The following is a 19966-nucleotide window of genomic DNA, read 5'->3' as shown; positions in this document are numbered from 1 at the left end:
ATGTCCACATGCGCCAAGGTTTATACCTTTGCTAGATCTAATGCATCTTCCTATATCTTATGGTTCTGAATATCGTCCTGCAGCATGGAAATGACTTCGTCCAGCGACTTCGCACCGAGATCGCCTTCGCCGCGTTTACGCACGGAGACGGTTCCTTCCCTCTGCTCGTTCTCGCCGACAACGAACATATAAGGTATTTTCTCCAGCTGAGCTTCGCGGATTTTGTAGCCCAGCTTCTCGTTGCGAAGATCGCTTTCAGCCCGAATTCTGCCGGCAAGCAGCTTCTCCTCTACTTCGCGCGCATAGGCTTCGAAATTGCTGGATACCGGAATAACCTTTGCTTGTACTGGAGCGAGCCAGAGCGGAAGATTGCCTGCAAAATTCTCCAGCAGGAAGGCCGTGAAGCGTTCCATCGTGCCGAGAATGCCGCGGTGCAATACGACCGGACGGTGCTTGGCGCCGTCATCACCGACATATTCGAGCTCAAAGCGCTCTGGGAGCAGGAAGTCGATTTGTACGGTGGATAAAGTCTCTTCCTTGCCAAGAGCCGTTTTGATTTGTACATCCAGCTTTGGTCCATAGAAGGCGGCTTCGCCTTCCGCCTCGAAGAACGGCAGACCTTCCTCCTCGACGACCTCGCGCAGCATGCGCTGTGCCGTGTTCCACATATTATCGTCCTTGAAATATTTCTCGGTATCCTCTGGATCACGATAGGACAAGCGGAACCGGTAATCGTTAATGCCGAAATCTTTGTAGACTTGTCTGATCAAGGCTAGCACGCGTTTGAACTCGTCTTTGATCTGATCCAACCGGCAGAAAATGTGCGCATCGTTCAGTGTCATCGCCCGCACGCGATGCAGGCCAGTCAGCGCCCCCGACATTTCATAACGATGCTGCATGCCAAGCTCGGCGATGCGGATTGGCAGATCACGGTAGCTGTGCATCTCGCTCTTATACACCATCATATGGTGCGGACAGTTCATCGGCCGAAGCACAAGCTCCTCATTGTCCATAACCATTTGCGGGAACATGTCCTCTTGGTAATGCTCCCAGTGGCCGGAAGTTTTATAGAGCTCCACATTACCGAGCACCGGAGTGTACACGTGCTGGTATCCCAGGCGCTCCTCGATATCAACGATGTATCTTTCCAGCGTGCGGCGCAAGGTTGCACCCTTTGGCAGCCAGATCGGCAGACCTTGGCCTACGAGATTCGAGAAGGTGAAGATGCTCAGCTCTTTGCCGAGCTTGCGGTGATCGCGTTTTTTGGCTTCCTCGAGCAAATGCAAATGCTGATCCAGGTCGGCTTTTTTGAAGAAGGCCGTACCGTATACACGCTGCAGCATTTTATTGTCGCTGTTGCCGCGCCAGTAGGCTCCCGCCACACTCAGCAGCTTGAATGATTTAATTTTGCCCGTAGACGGCACATGCGGCCCGCGGCATAAATCGAAGAATTCGCCTTGATCGTAAATGGACAGTACGCTGTCCTCAGGCAAATCGCGAATGAGCTCTAATTTATAAGGATCGCCCAGCTCCGTAAAAATCGCCACCGCTTCCTCGCGGCTCACTTCACGGCGCGTAATCGGCAGATTCTCGCCGATAATCCGTTCCATCTCCTTCTCGATCTTCTGCAGATCCTCCGGATTGATCGGATGCTCCAGGTCCATATCGTAATAGAAACCGTCTTCGATGACCGGACCGATGCCCAGCTTGACTTCCTTGTTGCCAAACAGCCGTTTGACCGCTTGCGCCAGAAGATGAGCCGTGCTGTGCCGCATGATTTCAAGGCCTTCCTTGGAATCCGGCGTAATGATTTCGACCGCTGCGCCGTCTGTTAATTTTGTACTCAGGTCAACGGCTGAACCGTTCAGCTTTCCCGCGAGCGCATTTTTGCGCAGGCCGCTGCTGATCGATGCCGCCACATCCTCCAGAGTGCTTCCGTCTGCATACTCCCGAACTGAGCCGTCCGGTAATGAAATTGATACTGCCACTTTCTGTTCCTCCCTTAGTTTCGTAATTCATTGCCGGGAGCGGACAAACAAAAAACGCCCGTCCCGGAAAGGGACGAGCGTTATATACCCGTGGTTCCACCCTCATTCGACCGTTCGCAAGCCGCAGCAAGACAGCATTGGAACAAGTCCTTGTTTAGGCATTATATAACGGTAATGAACCGGCATTCCTTAATATTCGGGCAATCGCCCAAAGTTCGGGAATACAGCTACAAAGGGGTAAACCAAAACCGACTCCGAAGGGAATTCCAGCCGACCGTTCCCTCTCTCTGTACCGTTCGCATTTCTGGTTCATGTCTTTGTCAACGCTTTTCGCTTGAATATTTGTAATTATAATGCTAACGAGGGGTACCGTCAAGAACCCTGGTTCGCCCGACATTACTTAACCTGATCGCGCTGCCTTGTTTCCTGCAGGAAATCCTTGCACTGCGGACAACGCAGGCAGAGCTCAACTCTTTCCCCAAAAATTTGCCGGATCGTCTTTATCGCCAAGGCTTCCGGTTCACAGGTGTGCAGAAGAATGCGCTCCGGAGACAAGGATATCAGCGTGCTGACGATCATATTTTCCATCTGCAGCTCCTGATCCGCCAGGCGCATGACGACGTCTCCGGACGAAACTTCAATTTGGTTTAACCCTTCGTTCAAGATGACGAATTCGCTGCCTTGCTTGTGCATAACGTGAATAAACGGCGTAAGCGGCTCCTGAAAATACACGAAGTATTGCAGCAGCGCGATAAAATCTTCATACTGCTTGTCGAGCAAAAACTCCTCCACCGCGTAATCAATCATCTCGCGCAGCTTCAATCCGTAGTCCTGCAGCCTAAAGGTGACAAAACCGTCAAGATCAAGCGCTTCCTGCTGCTCGAGCATTTGCAGAAACGCTGCTTCGACAAGCATGATTCGCGCATTTCTAGCCTCGGCCTGTCCTTCTTCCGCGGTTAGAAACCTGCGATATATCGCTTCTATGGCCTGCTTTTCGCTTTCATCGAGTTCATAATCCTTCGTGAGAATTTTGCGGACGATTCCCGGCTCCTTAACATCAACGACATACTCCGCGACAGCGTTAGCCAATTCAAGCGTTATCTTACTCCATACGGACTGGGTGCCTTTTCTCGGCTTAAGGCTAATGCTCCATTCCGCTCTAGCGTGTTCGGGCATATATACAAATCCGGAGCTGATGCTCCCTTTATGTAAACCCTTGGTCAACCGCTGCATATACTCGGCGAATTGGCTTGCTGACGCCGCGGATGCGACATTCGTGCTAATTGTAAAAAAATCCATGAACTCGCCCCTTTCCGCTTCCTTCTCAAAGTATATGGTGAGGAGGTAGCAGATATACGGGACGGTCCATGGAAACATCAACAGCTATTGGCAAACAGCTTCGTGATCAAAAGGTAACCTATTGATCACGAAGTAAATCAGTTCTGCATGACAAAGTCTTTTTCAACCTGGCTGTCTTGATCGAATACACGCAGGATCTCATATTTCGTATTGCGCTGTGCCGGGATTTTGCCGGCCTCGCGGATAATAGACAGAATGGACTCGATATTGACCTTGTAGGTTGCCCCTGCAGAGGAGACAACGTTCTCTTCGATCATCGTGCTGCCGAAATCGTTGCAGCCGTATTGAAGCGACAGCTTGCCGATCTCAGGTCCCATGGTCACCCAGGACGATTGAATGTTCTTAATGTTGTCCAGCACGATCCGGCTGATCGCCACAGTCTTAAGGTACTCCCGTGGAGTCTGTCTCTCCCGCTTCAAATTCGTGTTGTCCGGCTGGAACGTCCATGGAATGAAGGCCAGGAAGCCCTCGGAGTCATAGCCGTTCTGCAGGCACTCGTCCTGGGCATCCCGGACCCGCATCAGATGAAGCGCGCGCTCCTCCATCGACTCGCCAAAACCAATGACCATCGTCGCGGTCGTATTCATGCCGATCCGGTGAGCCGTTTGCATGACATCCATCCAGTCTCTCCAGGAGCCCTTCAGGCGGCTGATTTTACGACGCGTCCGATCATCAAGAATTTCCGCTCCCCCGCCAGGCAAAGAGTCGAGCCCGGCTTCATGAATTTGCCGGACGACCTCTTCCAAGGACAACCCGTCCGACACTTCCTTCATTTTCATAATCTCCGCCGGCGAGAAGGAATGCATCGTAATATCAGGAAATCTTTGCTTGATCGCCTTCAACAGGTCTGTATAATAACTGAACGGCAGGTTCGGGTTCGTCCCGCCCTGCATCAGAATTTCGGTACCGCCTACATCGATCGTTTCCTGGATTTTCTGAAAAATGACCTCATCCGGAAGCACATACCCTTCTTCCGACCCCGGTCTGCGATAAAAGGCGCAGAACCGGCAGTATACGTCACACACGTTCGTATAGTTTACGTTCCGTCCGATAACGAAGGTCGCTACCGGTTCGGGATGCATACGTTCCATCAGAATATTAGCTACGTGCCCCATTTTCTCTACTTCGTCAGATTCGAATAAAGCGATCGTATCCTCCAGGTCAAGACGTTCTCCGCGAAGCGCTTTGTCTAATATGTCGTCGATTGCAGTCATGGGCTGCCTCCTCTTCTCCCTTAGAATGATCTTTGAGCTCTATTTCACTTGCCCTGATATAAATATCAAAAATTTAGAAATTAAATAGTACGGTTTTATCGTAACATAATCCAGACAGAAAAACAGCACCCGATCCAAGATCGGATGCCGCTCCTCTATATAGACAAATAGATTCTATTATTGCTGGATCACGCGGCAGTTTATTACCTCTCCAATGCCTGTTCCAAGTCGGCGAGAAGATCGCCGATATCCTCGAGACCCACGGAGAATCGAAGCAAGCCGTCGGTAATCCCGCGCTCGTGACGGACCTCCTTAGGCATCGATGCGTGCGACATCATTGCCGGATAGGACAAAATGCTCTCCACCGCCCCCAGGCTGACGGCAACCAGCGGAAGCTTAACGCTGCTGAGCACACGCTTGGCGCGCTCCGCGGAGCCTACGTCAAAGGAAACAACCGCGCCGTAACCTGAAGACTGCTTCTCATGAATCTCGCGTCCCGGATGACTGGCCAGGCCGGGATAGAATACGGCCTTGATGTCGCTGCGCTCGCTTAACCACTTGGCGAGCTTCGCTGCACTCTTCTCGCTGTGCGCCATGCGCGCGCCGAGCGTCTTCATTCCGCGCATCAACAGCCAGGAGTCCTGCACGCCCAATACGGTGCCAAGGCCGTTCTGCATATATTTCAGCTTACGGCCCAGCGCCTCTGTTCTGGTCACGGCAAGTCCGGCAAGAACATCGCTATGGCCGCCCAAAAACTTAGTCGCGCTGTGCAGTACGATATCGACGCCTTGTTCGATCGGCCGCTGATAATAAGGCGTCATGAACGTATTGTCGAGAATGCTCAGCAGGTCATGGGCGTGCGCCCACTCCGTTACTTGGGCGATATCGGTAATTTTCAGCGTCGGGTTGGAAGGCGTCTCCAGATAAACGGCCTTCGTATTCGGCTTGAGCGCGGCCTTCACTTCATCGATTTTCGTCATATCGACGAAGGTTGCTTCGATTCCGAACCGATTCAGGATGCCGGTCAGCAGGCGATATGTACCACCATACACATCCTCCGTAACGATGATATGATCCCCCGCCGAGAACAGCATAAAGGCCGTCGAGATCGCCGCCATTCCGCTGGAAAAGGCAAGTCCGCGGTGGCCGCCTTCGAGGACGGCAATATAATCTTCGAGCGCCTGCCTGGTCGGATTCCCCGACCGGCTGTAGTCATAAGAAGGCGGATTATAGATGTCGTGGTGATGGAAGGTCGACGCCTGATAGATCGGCACGCTGGATGCACCGGTTGCAGCATCCACTTCCCCGCCGAAATGAATCAGCTTCGTATCGAACTTCCTGTCCTCTTTTCCTGCCCCCGATAATTCATTTGGGTTGCCCTGATCACTCATTCTTGCTGCCTCCTTCAACTTCTGCCCGCGCTGCCTCCAGCGCCTGCTCCAGATCCTGGATAAGATCATTCACATGCTCGATTCCGACAGAGAAGCGCAGCAGGCGGTCATCTACGCCGACAGCGTCACGAACTTCAGCCGGAATATCGGCATGCGTCTGCACCGCAGGGTACGTCATTAAAGACTCCACTCCGCCGAGGCTTTCGGCGAAGGCGATCAGCTTCAGGTTGCGAAGCACCGGATCGACATAACGCGCATCGGAAACTTTAAATGAGAAAATTCCCGTATTTCCGCTCGATTGGGCATTCTGAATCTCATAGCCCGGATGATCCGGCAGCCCCGGATAAAATACTTCAGTCACTTGGGGATGGTTCTGCAAATATTTTGCGATGGCTAGCGCGTTGCTCTGATGCCGCTCCATACGCAGCGCCAGCGTCTTCATTCCCCGCATAAGCTGGTAGGAATCCGTCGGTCCGAGCACCGCCCCGATAGAATTGTGCAGAAAAGCCATTTCTTCGGACAGCTCTTTGCCTTTGGTCACAATAAGACCCGCCAATACGTCGTTATGCCCTCCGAGATACTTCGTTGCGCTATGGACCACAATATCGGCCCCCAGCTCGATCGGACGCTGGAAGAACGGAGTCAGCAGCGTATTGTCGACAATCGTCAAAAGGCCGTGATCACGTGCCCACTGGCTGACCGCTCTAATATCCGTGATCATCATCAGGGGATTCGTAGGCGTCTCAATGATTATTGCCTTCGTGTTTGGCTGTTTAGCTTCTTCAAGCGCGCTTAAATCATTCGTGTCTACATAAGATGCAGTAACTCCGTATTTGGACAATACCCGCTCCAAAAGGCGGTAAGTTCCCCCGTACAGATCGAGCGATACGATCAAATGGTCGCCGCTGGCGAACAAAGTGAATACCGTCTGCAGCGCAGCCATGCCGGAGCTACAGGCAAAACCAGCGTCTCCAGACTCGAGCTCGGCCGCCGCTTCCTCCAGCACCGCACGGGTTGGGCTCTTCGTCCGCGAATAGTCAAATCCGGTGCTTTGGCCGAGACGCGGATGGCGGAAAGCCGTTGCCTGATAGATCGGATAGTTTACTGCGCCAGTAACCGGCTCCTCAACCGATCCGATCTGCGCAAGTACACTTTCAATGCGGTACTTCTTCTCTGACATTTAACAATCCCTCCACAGCCTATATATGATAGATGAGTCCGCCCTGCTGATCGATATCATAAGGCGTCTCTTGATACACATAGTAATTCAACCAATTGGAGAATAATAAATTTGCATGGGATTTCCAGGTCGACCTCGGTGTGCGGGACGGATCATCATTTGGAAAATAGTTGACAGGCAGAGCAATATCCAGTCCTTTCGCTACATCGCGGTCGTATTCCCATTTCAGTGAACAGGGATCGTACTCGGAATGCCCGGTGACGAAAATGTGTTTGCCGTCCTTCGTCGCGACAAGATACACGCCCGCTTCCTCGGATTCGGCCAGAATATCGAGCTCCGGCACCTTCTCGATGTCTCTGCGTTCCACGTCCGTATGCCGGGAATGCGGAACCTGGAACACCTCGTCGAATCCCCGCAGCAGCTTGACGTTGGGAATGTTTACGGTGTGCGGGAACACGCCGAAGCATTTCTCTTGAAGCGGGATCTTCCGGACCCCGTAGTGATAGTACAAGCCGGCTTGGGCCGCCCAGCAAATATGCAGGGTTGAAGTGACGTTTGTCTTGCTCCACTCAAAGATCCCTTTCAGTTCTTCCCAATAGTTCACTTCTTCGAATTCCAGCTGCTCGACCGGTGCGCCCGTAACAATCAGTCCGTCGAACCGGCGCGATTTGATTTCGTCAAACGTCTGGTAGAACATTTCGAGATGCTCGGCGGGCGTATTTTTGGACGTATGGGACCGGGGATGGAGCAGAACGATTTCCACCTGCAGCGGCGTATTCCCAAGCAGGCGCAAAATTTGTGTCTCGGTCGTCTCCTTCGTCGGCATCAGGTTCAGAATGGCGATCCGCAGCGGACGAATATCCTGGCGGTAAGCCCGGGATTCATCCATCACGAATATATTTTCGTTCTCCAGTACTTCTTTTGCCGGTAAATGATCAGGAACTTTAATTGGCATACTTTCTTCAACTCCTTCTTTCGACAAAACGTTGTTGTTGTGCGCAGTCATCCTATAGTAGAAAGCGGACGCAGCTGATACAAGAAAAACCTTTCTCGCTTAGAGAAAGGTCTTCATCGGTATCATGAATGCGCCTCTCTCATCTCTCAGAATCCGAAAACGCCTATACGTCAACGGATCTGCAAGAATTAGCACCGTACGATTAAATCGCCGGTTGCCGGGTATCATCGGGCCAGTCCCTCCACCTGCTCTTGATAAGATTTCGCCATATTTGATTATTTACGGAACACTTTCGTTCCCTGAGATCACTTTAAAGGATAAATAGGCATCCGTCAAGAACCCAGCGGTGATTTGACACCACCTGGAGGTCTTCGCCATATGCTGAAAAATAGCCCCAATATGCTAGGTATGGCTTGATCATGTCATATGTCAGGGTTATACTAGACAAGTGTTAATCAGCTTATGAGCAAAGAGGTGAAACCGATTATGGAAGGCGACCCGAGTCCGCAGAGAACTGCCCCACAACAACAATGGCATAGGAAATCGATCAGCAGAGCGCTCACGGATGAATTGGGGCTCTTTCGTTTTCGTTTCCCGGTGTTTTCATAAAACGCCCGTTTAGGCGTTGCCGGCTGCTGGTCCTTTTTCCTGTGCTCAACCTAGAGCATATTATCCGAGGGATTTGGGGAAAAGGAGAGTGATACCCTTGAAAATTCGTCATGTCAAAGACGGCGTATTTACAACGGTTGATGATGTGGAACTAACGACCACGGCACCGGAGGAAGGCTTTTACTGGATTGATGCGGACGGTGAGGATCTGCAAATATTGCAGCCGCTGTTCTCCTTGCATGACCTGGCCGTAGAAGACTGTTTAACGGAAGAGGAACAGCGTCCGAAAATCGAAACGTATGACAATCACTATTTCATTGTCGTGAACAGCATCCGCTTTGACGATGAAGAGATCTTCCTGCGGGCTCTGAATATTTTCCTGGGCCGGCATTATATCATTACGGTAACCAACCAAAAAATCAACGAGCTCCGCGCGGTCAAGCCGATACTTTGGGAGCAGGAGGTCAGCGAGCCTGACCGGTTCCTGTATCTGCTCATTGACCTTGTCGTGGACAACTATTTCACGGTCAGCGACCGGATCGAAGTCAAGATCGAGAAGCTTGAAGAAGATATCCTCATGCATACGAAGCGATCTCATCTAAGCGAGATTATCGGCCTGCGAAGCGAAATTTTGTGGCTGAAGAAGATGCTTGGGCCGCAGAAGGAAGTTATCAATATTTTAAACAAAAAGGATTTGCGTCTGATCGACGATCAGCTCCAGAAATATTTCAGAGATATATACGAGAACGCTGTAAAAATCTCCGAGAACTTTGAGACGTTCCGGGAGCTGATGGGCAACTTGCGAGAAGCCTACCAGTCTTCGATCGCCAACAGGGCGAACGAGATTATGCGCGTCTTTACCGCAATTACAACGATTTTCATTCCGCTGACGTTGATTACAGGTATTTACGGGATGAACTTCGATAACATGCCGGAACTGCACTGGAAATATTCTTATTACGTAGTGATCGGGATCATGATTGTTCTCGGCGCAGGAATGTACTATTTGTTCCGCAAGCGGGACTGGATTTGAAACAGGAAAGGACGAAGGCCTCCGTATTCCCCGGAGACAGCTTTCGTCCTTTTTGGTTGCATCTGACTGTATATTCGCTCCCCTGCTAGCCCGCATCCCGCACGGTGCTTCTGTCCCTCCGGAAGCGAATCCGGATCAGGCGCAAGCGTTCATACAGCATTTCCCGATCCTCAGCCTCCGCTGCCTCCTGGCCATAGACCCGCTGAAGCACCGGCTTTAGGAAGGCGTCTCCGAGCTCTTCATAAGCCTCCATGACCGCCGTCTGCTCCACATCGGGCATTTCTTGCAATTCTTTGTTCACCAGCGGCTCAGTACTATATCCGTCCTTCTCAAGTTCCTCAAGTAATTCAATCACCTCCCGGCGGCCCATGGCCACGCGCTCGCGAATCTGCTCCACGCTCAACCCCTCGGCAATGCCTTCAAGCAGCTTCCGGCGCACGCCGTATTTTTCCATTTCTACCCGGAATTTCGCTTCTTTCTGTTTATATAGCCAGGAGCGGAGCGTTTCCTGATTAACCTCTTCCTCAACCCAATCCAGCGGGAAAGGACTCGGCTGCGGGTGTCTCCGGGTCATCTCCAGCAGCTCGTCACCAAACTCCCCCGCTTTATTCTGGCCTACCCCCGGCAGCTGCAGCAATTCCTCTAGTGTATGAGGAAGAAATACGCTAATCAGCCTAAGCAGGCGATTGCTAGCGATCAAATAAGGCGCCTTGCGCTCTGTGGAGGCTTTTTTCCTTCTCCAATTGCACAGCTCGGTATAGACCGGTTCATTCGGATGCCCTTCGCTGTAACAGATTAGCTTCTGGGCGGTCATCGCCTTGCCGCGAAGCTGATCCTTATCCTCCCAAACGCCTTCGACCGTCGGCTGGAACCCTTCCCCCAGCTTGATAACCAGGCGATGACGGTAGACATGGAGCATCTCCGACCAGGACGAGCCTTCGTACCAGATGTATTCCTGCTCGCCGTCGGCCGTAATTTCATTCCAGCCCATGCGCCACATGCTCTCCTCCTCCCCCATCCAAACCTGCGCGCTTCCGACCACGGCGCCGGCCTCCCGCTTCTCCAGACTGTTCAAAAATATAATTCTCACGATCGTTCCCCTCCCTTAAAATTCAGTACCTGAACGGACATCCGGCTGGAGCATTTCTTTTGCACGCAAAAAAAGCACCCCTTCTGCAAAGTTACAGAAGAGGTGCTTCCTCCATTCATATACTGTTATACCCAATGATACCATTTTAAGGATGTGTGTCAATGCCTGGCATGTTTTTTCCCATTAGCTGCATTTATCCGCTATAATATCTAGGAGCAACAGCTTAATTCTAAAATATGCAAAACGCGATATGCGCACTATTTGTTCAAGGAGGCAATATCAATGACTAACCCGCACAAAGAGCTGGACTTCCTGTCCGACAGCACGGAAAGCACCTCCACCCGGTTCGTGACCTTCATTGGAGCATCCCTAAAGCGCTTCGATCTGGCGATAACTACGACCAACCGCTTCTACGGCAAGAAGCTCGTTACTGATTTGCAAAATGGCAAAACAGCGATTCTAGGCACGGATGACCTGGAAGAGGAAGGCTATCTGGAGCATGTCTACAACCTGGAAGAGGAAAAAGCCGATGAGCTGAAATCCTTCCTGTATCAGGTTGTGGGTGATCCTTATTTTACGGATTAAAACCCTTTGAATTAAAGACTAGGGTATTGCTAAGATGCCGCCCGGCCGTGGTGAGCATCTTGCCCCCGCCATAAAGCGCGGAGGATGCTCCGCCATCCAAATTCATCGCTTGCTTCGCTCCAAGCGTCTTCATAATATCCGCCCATTGCTTCATCGTGGCTGCAGGGACGGTCGCCAGCATAATGGAACCATCCGGCATGATGGCGATTCCGCTGCGGGCTGCCGAGCTGGTCAATATTTTCGCATCGTTGAACCCCTCAGCAGCCGCATTCAAAGCAACCTTGCTGTCCTTCACCAGGCGAGGCCCTGCACCGACAGCGGTAACGACGTCCTCCCAAGCGGGCAGCGGATCGCCTTGCGGGTTTTTGTAGCTGAGGCTCAGTTCTACCTCGCTTCCGATTACAAACCGCTCCGCCATGTTCTTCTCTGTTCCCGTAAAGACAAGCACATACCCGTTCTTCGGAATGTCGGCATTGGCATTGACTTCATTTTTTGCGACCTTGCCCTCGACTACCGTAACGGCTAGACCGCCGGAGAATCCGACCTTGCCGCCTCGGGCCGGCGTAAACATAATGCTGACGTTGCTTCCTGCAAGCGGCACCCGGTTCATGAAGGTGGCATACCAGCCCTTTGACTTGCCTTCCGGAGAGACGACCGTGCCGGTAATGGAAATGCGCAGCTCGTCCATGATTGCCGTGCCGTCCTTCTTAAAGCCGATCGTCGTGCCGTTTCCGCCCTTGTGCATCACTTCACCGTCCGCGATCAGTGTACCGTAAGGATCTGGCGGCCCGCCGTAAGCTTCAAAGAAAGCTCCGTTAATCGCAGCTTCCGCCTTGTAGGTTTTGACGATCGATGCAAATTCCTCCGTGCTGCCCACCTGCCTCTTGGCTAACCCTACCGTGACCGGCGTGCCCTTTGGAATACGTACGGTTTGTACGGTGAAGCTCTTGTTGCCGACCTTCACTTTCTTCGTTTCTTGCTTGATGCCTGGAGACGGAGCCGCTGCTGCGCTCCCCCCGCTAGCTGTGATTAAGCCTGCAAGCAGGAAAGCGGCAAGGCAGGCTGCGGTCCATCTTTGCCAGTTACGCTTATTCATTAGTCGCGGCCACTCCCATCCAATTGATGATGCTTGCCATTTCCAATTCTTCGAATTTAGCGGCAACTTGAGCATGGTTCAGCTCAAGGCGGCAAGCCTCCTGATCGCATACAAGCTCAACGTCGCAGCGGATCTCCGCAAGCTGCCTGGACAAATGCAGCATATCGAGGTCAGCCTCGATCTTGGTGCGAATCGACTTGGAGAGCTTATCCAAATTGCTAAGGATGCCGTCCACCGAACCGAATTCCAGCACCAGCTTGAGCGCGGTTTTCTCGCCAATGCCGCGAACCCCCGGATAATTGTCGCTCGTATCCCCCATCAATCCTTTAAGATCGACGATTTGGGCGGGAGCCAGTTGCTTCTCCTCCATTAAGCTTTGCGGGGTATATACACTATAATTGCCATGACCCTTTTTCATAATGATTACGCTTGTCGTCTCATTGACCAATTGGAGCATATCATGATCGCCCGTCAAGATATAGACGTCCATCTGCTCGCAAAAACGGGCGGCTAGTGTTCCGATGCAGTCATCCGCCTCAAATCCGGGAGCGCTAATATTAGGTATTCCCAAACTGTCCATCACTTCCTGAATCACCGCAAATTGCGGGATCAGCTCGTCAGGCGCCTCGGAGCGATTGCCTTTATAGGCGGCGAATTGCTCCGTCCGGAACGTCTTACTGCCTAAATCCCAGCAGCAGGCGATATGGGTCGGGTTGAATTTCTGCACCGCGTCCCAAAAATATCTCATGAAGCCGTATACCGCATTTGTCGGCAGTCCGGCTTTCGTTCTGCGTATATAGCCCGTGGCTGCCGAGGCGTAATAAGCGCGAAACATAAGCGCCATCCCGTCCACCAGCAGCATGCTGTCTTTACTGTTAGGTATAACCGTCAAATTACTCTCTCCCTATAGCGGCCTGGCGCTATTTGCCCCAGACCCGTTCATATTCTTCAGGCTTGAAGCCAACCGTGACCTGTTTGCCGTCACTGACCAATGGACGTTTGATCAGCATTCCCCTGGATGAGAGCAGCGCGATCTGCTCCTCGCGGGACATGCCTGGCAGCTTGTCCTTCAATCCTTCCTGTCTATATATCTCTCCAGACGTATTAACGAATTTCTTCAGTTCAAAACCGCTTCGGTCAATCCAAGCGGACAATTCCTTCGCGTCCGGCGGAGATTCCTTAATGTCGCGAAGCTCCAGCTCATGGCCTTGCGCCTCCAGCCACTTCACCGCACTGCGGCAGGTGCTGCATTTCGGGTATTGATACACAATCAGCTTACTCATTGCTGCACAACCTCCTGATCCAATACATAATATTATCATCTCTATGATTAAATCATAGCTATCAATGCCTGCTCCAGACTTGCCATATCCGGAGGAAACGGAGCATGAAAGCTCATAAATTCTCCGGTCAGCGGATGACGGAAGGCCAACTCGGAGGCATGCAGAGCCTGACGCTGGATAAGGCCATCCAGCATGCCGGAATTAGCCTCATCCGAATCGGCCTGATGCGGCGAACCTGGACTGCCCGGCCTTTGATACATCTTATCTCCGATAAGCGGATGCCCAATCGAAGTCATATGCACTCGAATCTGATGCGTCCGGCCCGTGCCCAGCCGCAGCTCAACCTTGGATGCCGGCCCCATCATCTGTGCCGTTGAATAATAGGTCAGCGCCGGATAACCGGACGAAATGACGATCCGGCGATGCGGCTGCTCGGGATCGCGGTCAATCGGCCCGTCAATTGTTCCTTCTGCCGGATCTGGCGTCCCATGCACGAACGCCACATATTTTTTATCCACCTGTCCTGCGATCATCTGTTCGGAAATATGCTGATGTACGTAAGCATTTTTGGCGATGGCCAGCACGCCGCTCGTCTCTTGGTCCAAACGGTGCACGGGCCTGAACCGGAACATTTCGCCTTTCTCTCGCCAATAATGCACCACTCCATTCGCCAAAGTCTCCGTATAATGCCCGTGGGTTGGGTGGACGATCATTCCTGGCGACTTATTGACGATTAACAGTGCGTCGTCCTCATAAATGCAGTCGAAAGGAATCGGCTGCGGCAAAATGTCCTCGGATGTCTCCTTCTCCAGAGAAATGGCAGCGATATCCCCGCTCTTTACGGGAACGCTGATATACACCCTTTCCCCGTTCAGTGTAATCCCCTTCTCGGTCAGCTTCAGTCTGGACATCAGCTTTCTGGATACGCCCAGCCGGCGCTGTAGGAGCTTCTTAAGCTGCCAGCCGTCCTCTTCCTCCGTTACTACGTATACAATAGGGTCGTAGTATTGCGTCATGATTTCCGACCGAACACCTTTGCGCTGCGCACATATTCTATATCCTGTACGTGCATTCGGGCATTCGCCGTCCGGGCCGCGGCAAAGAAGTAATCCGACAGACGGTTCAAATACGTCAGCACCTCCGGATTGACCTCATGCTGATGGCGCAAGGTAACGGCCCGGCGCTCGGCGCGGCGGCATACCGTCCGGCATACATGCAGTATAGCTGCCAGGGAAGTCCCTCCGGGCAAAATGAACTTTTCCAGCGGCGGGTTATTCTGTTCCAGGCGATCTATCCATGTTTCCAGCCGTTCAGCCAGCTCGGCTCCGACCTTGTAGCGGTCCTCGTTCAATCGGGCATAAGCCAGATCGGAGCCGCAATCGAACAGCTCATGCTGGATTTGCAGCAGTTCTTCCTTCATGTCCGCGAATATTCCGGAGTTGGTATCCATCAAGCTCACTGCCTGACCGACAAAGCTGTTCAGCTCATCAATCGTTCCGTAAGCCTCGATTCGGGCATCGTCTTTATCCACTCTGCCGCCGATGATGGAGGTCTGTCCCGCATCCCCGGTTCTTGTGTACAAATTCACTTTAATCCCCCATTCAAGCAAAAATTATATATGTCCAATATAACATATTCCTGCCCTCGTTTACTCCATCGTCCCCTTCTCAGCGTGGACCGTTGCAGCGTCGCCGGACATAAAAGAGGCGATCCGTCTTCCGGATCACCTCTTTGCGCAGGATGCTATAGATACGAGCCTGGATTATTTTGCTTTCTGACTCTTCATAAATTCATTGATTTTTAAATCAAGCAGGCTGCTGATCTCGATGACAATGTCTGATGTAAAAGACTTCTCCTCTAAAAATATTTCTTCCATTCTAGTACGGAGCAGTTGAATTTCATCTTCCAATGTCAATGCTTGTGGTGATATCGTCCGGCCTTCTTCGCCCATCCATTGATTCGTTGCATCGCCTTCAGCAATATGACCGCCCATCTTCTCGTACGGCATGTTGTATTCACCACAAAACAAAAGTTATCCCTCCCTGCGAAACTCAAGCTCTACCAAAACCAAATTATAACATGATTATTGGACAATGATCAAATAATAAATGAGAAATTTGTTAATAACCCCCATTTACTAAAAATCACCGGAAGCTAGCCCTGCTTCAGCTTATGAACGAATTTCCCCATCCGGTCCAGCGCTTCATTAATTTGATTGACCGAAGTCGCATAGGAGCAGCGCAGGTACCCTTCGCCGCCAGCCCCAAAAGCAGTGCCGGGCACAGCTGCCACTTTAGCTTCGAGCAGCAGTCGCTGGGCAAATTCATCTGAGCTAAGGCCGGTAGTTTCTATACCGGGAAAAGCGTAAAACGCGCCTTGCGGCTCGTGGCAGGATAATCCGATGTCCCGAAGTCCCTGGACAATCAGCCTTCTTCGCTGATTATAGGATTCGACCATCTGATCCTTCTCCTCCAAGCCATTCTTGAGCGCTTCTAAAGCAGCGACCTGTCCCATCACGGGCGCACACATCACCGTATACTGATGGATCTTTAACATCGCATAAATCAGTTCCGGATGGCCGCAGGCATAACCCATTCTCCAGCCCGTCATGGCAAAGGCTTTCGAGAAGCCGTTGACAAGAATCGTGCGATCCTTCATTCCCGGAAGGGAGGCAAAGCTGACATGCTTGCTGCCGTAAGTGAGCTCGGCATAAATCTCGTCGGAAATGACAATCAAATCATGCTTCTCCACCAATTTGGCAATCGGAAGCCAGTCTTCGTAAGTCATGATTCCGCCCGTTGGATTGCTGGGATAGTTCAAAATCAGCACCTTGGACTTCGGCGATATTTTCGCTTCTAGATGCTCCGCCTTTAGTTTGAAGTTATCCTTCGCGTAAGTTTCGATCTCCACGGGGACTCCTCCGCCGATAAAAGATATCGGGGAATAGGAGATGTAGCAAGGAGCTGGAACAAGTATTTCATCCCCTGGCTCAATCAGCGCCCGGAGCGCCAAATCAATCGCTTCACTCCCGCCTACTGTAACCAGAATTTCATCCTTGGGATCATAGTTCAGGCCGAACCCATTGTGCAAATACTCCGCAATGGCCTCGCGCAGCTCGGGCGTACCGGCGTTGGAGGTATAGCTCGTGTAACCCCTCTCCAAAGAATAGACACAGGCTTCCCGGACATGCCATGGCGTAATAAAGTCAGGCTCGCCCACGCCGAGAGTGATGATATCTTTATTGCCGCTGGCAAGATCGAAGAACTTCCGGATCCCGGAAGGCTGAATCTCTCTTACCCGGGGGGCCAAATAAGATAACATCGATTTGTCCGAATATTGTTGCGATTCTACTGTCATAATATTACTTCCTTTACGGAGAAATCATGAGACGGCGGTCTTCTTCGGGATCTTCAAAGATAATGCCGTCCTGTTTGTATTTCTTAAGTATGAAATGGGTCTTTGTCGAGAGCACCGACTCCAGTGTCGACAGCTTGTCGGAGACGAAGCTGGCTACCTCTTTGAGCGTGCGCCCTTCGACTTCTACTAGCAAGTCGTAGGCTCCTGACATGAGATAGACCGATTTGACCTGAGGGAACAAATAAACCCGCTCGGCAATGGCCTCGAACCCTCGCCCGCGCTCCGGGGTAATTTGCACCTCGATCAAGGCGGTTACTTTCTCATCATCCAATTTGCCCGAGTTGACGACCGTCGCGTATTTGACGATGACGTTGTCTTCCTCTAGCTCCGCGATCGCCACAGACACCTCATCCTCAGTTACTCCCAGCAGGGTTGCCAGAAGAGCAGGGCTTCTTCGGGCGTCTTCTTTCAGAAGGTCCAGCACTTTCAGTTTCAATTCGCTAAGTGGTTTCATGCTTCATCCTCCAGCGCTGTTCCAGTGGAGCAGGACACTCGTTCCCCCCTGCTCACCGGAATCTAAATTTAATACTTATATTACATGAATTTAGGAGTCCTGCAAAGAAAAACCGTCCGTTTCGGGAGGCGCTCCTTAGGCGGACGGTTGTATGGGGCTGCTCTTAACTCTTGTGCTTGAGCCGCTGCAAAAACGGGTTATTAACTGTAAGTATGGTTTCCTGCATTTTGCTGCATATTGGCTTGCGGCGCCTGGCTGCCGCTGCTCATTTGCGCGGTGCGCTGCTGCGTAAATTGCTGAAGCTGCTGCTGGGTCTGCTGAGCCTCCTGCAGCTTCTTGTCAACCTCCGTACGAATCGCCTTGGAGGGTGCCGTATACATATTTTGGCTGCTCAGCAGCTGGAACAATTGTCCTTGGAGCTGCAGCGTGCTGTCCGTCAATTGAGTAAACATTTGCCGAACGGAAGGGCATGCGGACTCGGTCGTCGCTGTCGTATATTCCCGTACGGTCCGTTTAAGGTCGGCCAAAATGACATTTAGCAAATCTTCCTCGGGCAGCAGGTGTGCATTTTGAAATTGTGAAGTAGGGGTCAAAGGAATTCCTCCTGTTCAAAGTTCGAATGATTTAATGGGCTTGCGTCGGGGCGAGCGCCTGATGCTGCTGCATGGCTTGGATAAGCTGATTGATATGCTGCTCATGCGTTCCGAGCTGGCTTTGAATCACGTTCTGGATGTTCGGATTCTGCGATACGGCTAAAGCTGCCGCAGTCAATTTTAGCAGCATTTCTTCATTGGATACCGAATCGGAAATATACTCTAGTTCTTTGGCCGTCAGCGGCTGCATTTGCGAAGCATTCATTAAGATTACCTCCTGAAAAATTGGTTGCATTCCATTCAGGAATATTATGTCCAAGGAGACCATGGATATGTAACCGCGCATAAAATGTACAAGTTTTATACATATGGAGCGATATTTTGCGCACCATTTTAAAGTAAAAAACAAGATCTTGACCATTTCCATGTGATAAAGGAGCGATAGCCACTCATGAAGCTGCACAGCGGAAATTTCGCCTGGCAAAATACCTTGCCTGTTCCACCGCAATACGAAACGCTCCAGCACGATATATCCTGCGATTGTCTTATTATTGGCGGAGGAGTCAGCGGGGCGCTGTGCGCCTATTTCCTAGCTGAATCCGGCATCCATACCGTACTGATTGACAAAAGAAAAATAGCATCGGGGAGCACCTTGGCGAACACTGGATTAATACAATTTTCAAATGACAAAACATTGAGATCATTAATCCATACGTTTGGAGAGAAGCAGGCCGTCCGTTTCTATCAAATGTGCCGGGAAGCCGTAAGCAAGCTGTTTAAGCTTAGTCAGGGCCTGAAGCCGGAAGCTCGTTTCCTTACGAGAAACAGCCTGTACTTCGCTAGTACCGATGACGATGTAGGCATGCTGCATCAGGAATATGAAACGCTTCGAAAATACCATTTTCCGGTCGAATGGTGGGACAGAACGCATATTGCAGACCGCTTCCCATTCGAGAAGCCGGGAGCTATTTATAACGATGGAGATGGTGAGGGAAATCCCGTCGCTTTCGTTCATGGGCTGATCGAAGCCGCTTCCGCCATGGGACTGGCCGTCTTCGAGAACACCGAAGCGACCGGCTTTGAATTTGAGCAGCACGGTGTCCTATGCCGTGCTGGGAACTATGTGATCCGGGCACGGCATGTTATTTTTGCAACGGGATATGAGACTCAGGAGTTCCATAAAGAAAGAGGCGCATATTTGTCATCAAGCTATGTGGTGGTCACCGAACCCGCTGAGCATTTTGACGATTGGTTCGAACGCTGCCTTCTTTGGGAAACAGCCCGGCCGTATCTTTATTTGCGGACAACGCCGGACAAGCGCATATTAATCGGCGGCCTCGATGAGCCGCTGCCAGGCGGGAAGCTGAATGAGAGCCGGTATCTGAACCAGGGGAAGACACTGCTGAAGAAGTTGCATGAGCTGTTTCCGGGTAAACGGGAGCTGAAGGCTGATTATGCTTGGGGTGCCGTATTTGGACAAAGCCGGGACGGATTGCCATTCATCGGCACTCACCCGAGTTATCCCTGCTGTTATTTCATCGAGGGCTATGGAGGCAATGGCACGGTATACAGCATGATCGCCGCGGAAATGCTGACCGACGTGCTTCTGGGAAAGGATCGGCCAGACATGGAATGGTTTTCACTGACAAGAACCTCGAAGCCAGCCCCGGCAGCGAGCCGCTTAAGAACCAGGCGCTGAAACTGAAGGAGTTTCAAGAC

General features: G+C 51.6%; 20 protein-coding genes and 1 riboswitch. Of the genes, 3 read left to right on the top strand and 17 right to left on the bottom strand.

Translation table 11 applies throughout. From position 1 onward, the window contains the following. Positions 1 to 50 precede the first annotated feature (50 nt). From thrS to metA, 6 genes are all read right to left on the bottom strand, one after another. Positions 51 to 1988 (bottom strand): threonine--tRNA ligase, encoded by a 1938-nt coding sequence (gene thrS, locus MKX50_RS07860; protein WP_339159085.1) that lies wholly within the window; start codon positions 1986 to 1988, stop codon positions 51 to 53. Positions 1989 to 2384: 396 nt separating this feature from the next. Further along, positions 2385 to 3287 carry a putative sporulation protein YtxC gene (locus tag MKX50_RS07855; RefSeq protein ID WP_213589070.1) on the bottom strand — a complete coding sequence of 301 codons (903 nt, stop codon included), beginning with the start codon at positions 3285 to 3287 and terminating at the stop codon, positions 2385 to 2387. Positions 3288 to 3424: 137 nt separating this feature from the next. After that, complete coding sequence (mqnC, locus tag MKX50_RS07850) at positions 3425 to 4561, bottom strand: cyclic dehypoxanthinyl futalosine synthase (RefSeq protein WP_283927652.1); 1137 nt, start codon at positions 4559 to 4561, stop codon at positions 3425 to 3427. A 203-nt stretch (positions 4562 to 4764) separates the two neighbouring features. Beyond that, positions 4765 to 5952, bottom strand: a complete 1188-nt coding sequence (locus MKX50_RS07845) for an aminotransferase class I/II-fold pyridoxal phosphate-dependent enzyme (protein WP_339159083.1) — start codon at positions 5950 to 5952, stop codon at positions 4765 to 4767. Next, the gene (locus MKX50_RS07840) at positions 5945 to 7132 is read right to left on the bottom strand and encodes an aminotransferase class I/II-fold pyridoxal phosphate-dependent enzyme (protein ID WP_339159081.1); all 1188 of its coding nucleotides are present in this window, start codon (positions 7130 to 7132) and stop codon (positions 5945 to 5947) included. Before MKX50_RS07840 ends, MKX50_RS07845 begins: the two co-directional genes overlap by 8 nt. Before the next feature lie 19 nt (positions 7133 to 7151). Then, positions 7152 to 8087, bottom strand: a complete 936-nt coding sequence (gene metA / locus MKX50_RS07835; RefSeq protein WP_213589073.1) for a homoserine O-succinyltransferase — start codon at positions 8085 to 8087, stop codon at positions 7152 to 7154. Positions 8088 to 8223: 136 nt separating this feature from the next. Then, positions 8224 to 8348, bottom strand: a riboswitch (SAM riboswitch). 445 nt (positions 8349 to 8793) lie between these two features. On the opposite strand from metA, the gene corA reads away from it, so the two are divergent. Continuing rightward, entirely contained in the window at positions 8794 to 9729 is a 936-nt protein-coding gene (corA, locus tag MKX50_RS07830) for a magnesium/cobalt transporter CorA (protein ID WP_155609343.1), read from the top strand. A gap of 85 nt (positions 9730 to 9814) precedes the next feature. On the opposite strand, the gene MKX50_RS07825 is transcribed toward corA, so the two are convergent. Continuing rightward, entirely contained in the window at positions 9815 to 10819 is a 1005-nt protein-coding gene (locus MKX50_RS07825) for an HRDC domain-containing protein (RefSeq protein ID WP_339159080.1), read from the bottom strand. A 282-nt stretch (positions 10820 to 11101) separates the two neighbouring features. On the opposite strand from MKX50_RS07825, the gene MKX50_RS07820 reads away from it, so the two are divergent. Continuing rightward, positions 11102 to 11404 carry a DUF3055 domain-containing protein gene (locus MKX50_RS07820; RefSeq protein WP_339159078.1) on the top strand — a complete coding sequence of 101 codons (303 nt, stop codon included), beginning with the start codon at positions 11102 to 11104 and terminating at the stop codon, positions 11402 to 11404. Here MKX50_RS07820 and MKX50_RS07815 read toward each other — a convergent pair. The 10 genes from MKX50_RS07815 to MKX50_RS07770 form a co-directional block, all read right to left on the bottom strand. Continuing rightward, positions 11394 to 12500 (bottom strand): phosphodiester glycosidase family protein, encoded by a 1107-nt coding sequence (locus MKX50_RS07815; RefSeq protein ID WP_339159076.1) that lies wholly within the window; start codon positions 12498 to 12500, stop codon positions 11394 to 11396. The genes MKX50_RS07820 and MKX50_RS07815 overlap by 11 nt on opposite strands. Then, entirely contained in the window at positions 12493 to 13362 is an 870-nt protein-coding gene (locus MKX50_RS07810; protein ID WP_213589495.1) for a 5'-3' exonuclease H3TH domain-containing protein, read from the bottom strand. Before MKX50_RS07810 ends, MKX50_RS07815 begins: the two co-directional genes overlap by 8 nt. A 58-nt stretch (positions 13363 to 13420) precedes the next feature. Next, on the bottom strand, positions 13421 to 13783 hold the full coding sequence (locus MKX50_RS07805; protein ID WP_213589076.1) for an arsenate reductase family protein: 363 nt from the start codon (positions 13781 to 13783) through the stop codon (positions 13421 to 13423). A 47-nt stretch (positions 13784 to 13830) separates the two neighbouring features. Beyond that, positions 13831 to 14799 carry an RluA family pseudouridine synthase gene (locus MKX50_RS07800; RefSeq protein ID WP_339159074.1) on the bottom strand — a complete coding sequence of 323 codons (969 nt, stop codon included), beginning with the start codon at positions 14797 to 14799 and terminating at the stop codon, positions 13831 to 13833. After that, a complete protein-coding gene (locus tag MKX50_RS07795; RefSeq protein ID WP_213589078.1) occupies positions 14796 to 15371 on the bottom strand; it encodes a cob(I)yrinic acid a,c-diamide adenosyltransferase in 576 nt (191 codons plus the stop codon). Before MKX50_RS07795 ends, MKX50_RS07800 begins: the two co-directional genes overlap by 4 nt. A 174-nt stretch (positions 15372 to 15545) precedes the next feature. Next, a complete protein-coding gene (locus MKX50_RS07790; RefSeq protein ID WP_230873697.1) occupies positions 15546 to 15734 on the bottom strand; it encodes an aspartyl-phosphate phosphatase Spo0E family protein in 189 nt (62 codons plus the stop codon). Between the two features lie 203 nt (positions 15735 to 15937). Continuing rightward, positions 15938 to 17140, bottom strand: coding sequence for an aminotransferase class I/II-fold pyridoxal phosphate-dependent enzyme (locus MKX50_RS07785; RefSeq protein ID WP_155609351.1), 1203 nt, complete (start codon positions 17138 to 17140; stop codon positions 15938 to 15940). A gap of 13 nt (positions 17141 to 17153) precedes the next feature. Continuing rightward, entirely contained in the window at positions 17154 to 17654 is a 501-nt protein-coding gene (locus MKX50_RS07780) for an Lrp/AsnC family transcriptional regulator (protein ID WP_155609352.1), read from the bottom strand. A gap of 200 nt (positions 17655 to 17854) precedes the next feature. Further along, positions 17855 to 18247 carry a spore coat protein gene (locus MKX50_RS07775; protein ID WP_196427047.1) on the bottom strand — a complete coding sequence of 131 codons (393 nt, stop codon included), beginning with the start codon at positions 18245 to 18247 and terminating at the stop codon, positions 17855 to 17857. A gap of 31 nt (positions 18248 to 18278) precedes the next feature. Next, the gene (locus tag MKX50_RS07770) at positions 18279 to 18512 is read right to left on the bottom strand and encodes a hypothetical protein (protein WP_155609353.1); all 234 of its coding nucleotides are present in this window, start codon (positions 18510 to 18512) and stop codon (positions 18279 to 18281) included. A gap of 186 nt (positions 18513 to 18698) precedes the next feature. Here MKX50_RS07770 and MKX50_RS07765 point away from each other — a divergent pair, with 186 nt between their 5' ends. Further along, positions 18699 to 19946: an FAD-dependent oxidoreductase gene (locus MKX50_RS07765; protein WP_213589079.1), complete on the top strand. Its 1248-nt coding sequence runs from the start codon at positions 18699 to 18701 to the stop codon at positions 19944 to 19946. Positions 19947 to 19966 lie beyond the last annotated feature (20 nt).

The organism is Paenibacillus sp. FSL W8-0186 (assembly GCF_037969765.1).
GTDB classification, from domain to species: domain Bacteria; phylum Bacillota; class Bacilli; order Paenibacillales; family Paenibacillaceae; genus Fontibacillus; species Fontibacillus woosongensis.
This window is presented reverse-complemented; position numbering and strand designations above follow the sequence as displayed.

What these genes read in the sequence shown, in the direction of transcription:
- MKX50_RS07820 (WP_339159078.1), top strand. Translation starts at nt 11,102, where the DNA reads ATGACTAACCCGCACAAAGAGCTGGACTTCCTGTCCGACAGCACGGAA.
- MKX50_RS07790 (WP_230873697.1), bottom strand. Translation starts at nt 15,734, where the DNA reads ATGGGCGAAGAAGGCCGGACGATATCACCACAAGCATTGACATTGGAA.
- MKX50_RS07805 (WP_213589076.1), bottom strand. Translation starts at nt 13,783, where the DNA reads ATGAGTAAGCTGATTGTGTATCAATACCCGAAATGCAGCACCTGCCGC.
- MKX50_RS07855 (WP_213589070.1), bottom strand. Translation starts at nt 3,287, where the DNA reads ATGGATTTTTTTACAATTAGCACGAATGTCGCATCCGCGGCGTCAGCA.
- MKX50_RS07765 (WP_213589079.1), top strand. Translation starts at nt 18,699, where the DNA reads ATGAAGCTGCACAGCGGAAATTTCGCCTGGCAAAATACCTTGCCTGTT.
- MKX50_RS07845 (WP_339159083.1), bottom strand. Translation starts at nt 5,952, where the DNA reads ATGAGTGATCAGGGCAACCCAAATGAATTATCGGGGGCAGGAAAAGAG.
- MKX50_RS07785 (WP_155609351.1), bottom strand. Translation starts at nt 17,140, where the DNA reads ATGACAGTAGAATCGCAACAATATTCGGACAAATCGATGTTATCTTAT.
- MKX50_RS07770 (WP_155609353.1), bottom strand. Translation starts at nt 18,512, where the DNA reads ATGAATGCTTCGCAAATGCAGCCGCTGACGGCCAAAGAACTAGAGTAT.
- MKX50_RS07800 (WP_339159074.1), bottom strand. Translation starts at nt 14,799, where the DNA reads ATGACGCAATACTACGACCCTATTGTATACGTAGTAACGGAGGAAGAG.
- metA (WP_213589073.1), bottom strand. Translation starts at nt 8,087, where the DNA reads ATGCCAATTAAAGTTCCTGATCATTTACCGGCAAAAGAAGTACTGGAG.
- MKX50_RS07810 (WP_213589495.1), bottom strand. Translation starts at nt 13,362, where the DNA reads ATGCTGCTGGTGGACGGGATGGCGCTTATGTTTCGCGCTTATTACGCC.
- mqnC (WP_283927652.1), bottom strand. Translation starts at nt 4,561, where the DNA reads ATGACTGCAATCGACGACATATTAGACAAAGCGCTTCGCGGAGAACGT.
- MKX50_RS07840 (WP_339159081.1), bottom strand. Translation starts at nt 7,132, where the DNA reads ATGTCAGAGAAGAAGTACCGCATTGAAAGTGTACTTGCGCAGATCGGA.
- MKX50_RS07780 (WP_155609352.1), bottom strand. Translation starts at nt 17,654, where the DNA reads ATGAAACCACTTAGCGAATTGAAACTGAAAGTGCTGGACCTTCTGAAA.
- MKX50_RS07815 (WP_339159076.1), bottom strand. Translation starts at nt 12,500, where the DNA reads ATGAATAAGCGTAACTGGCAAAGATGGACCGCAGCCTGCCTTGCCGCT.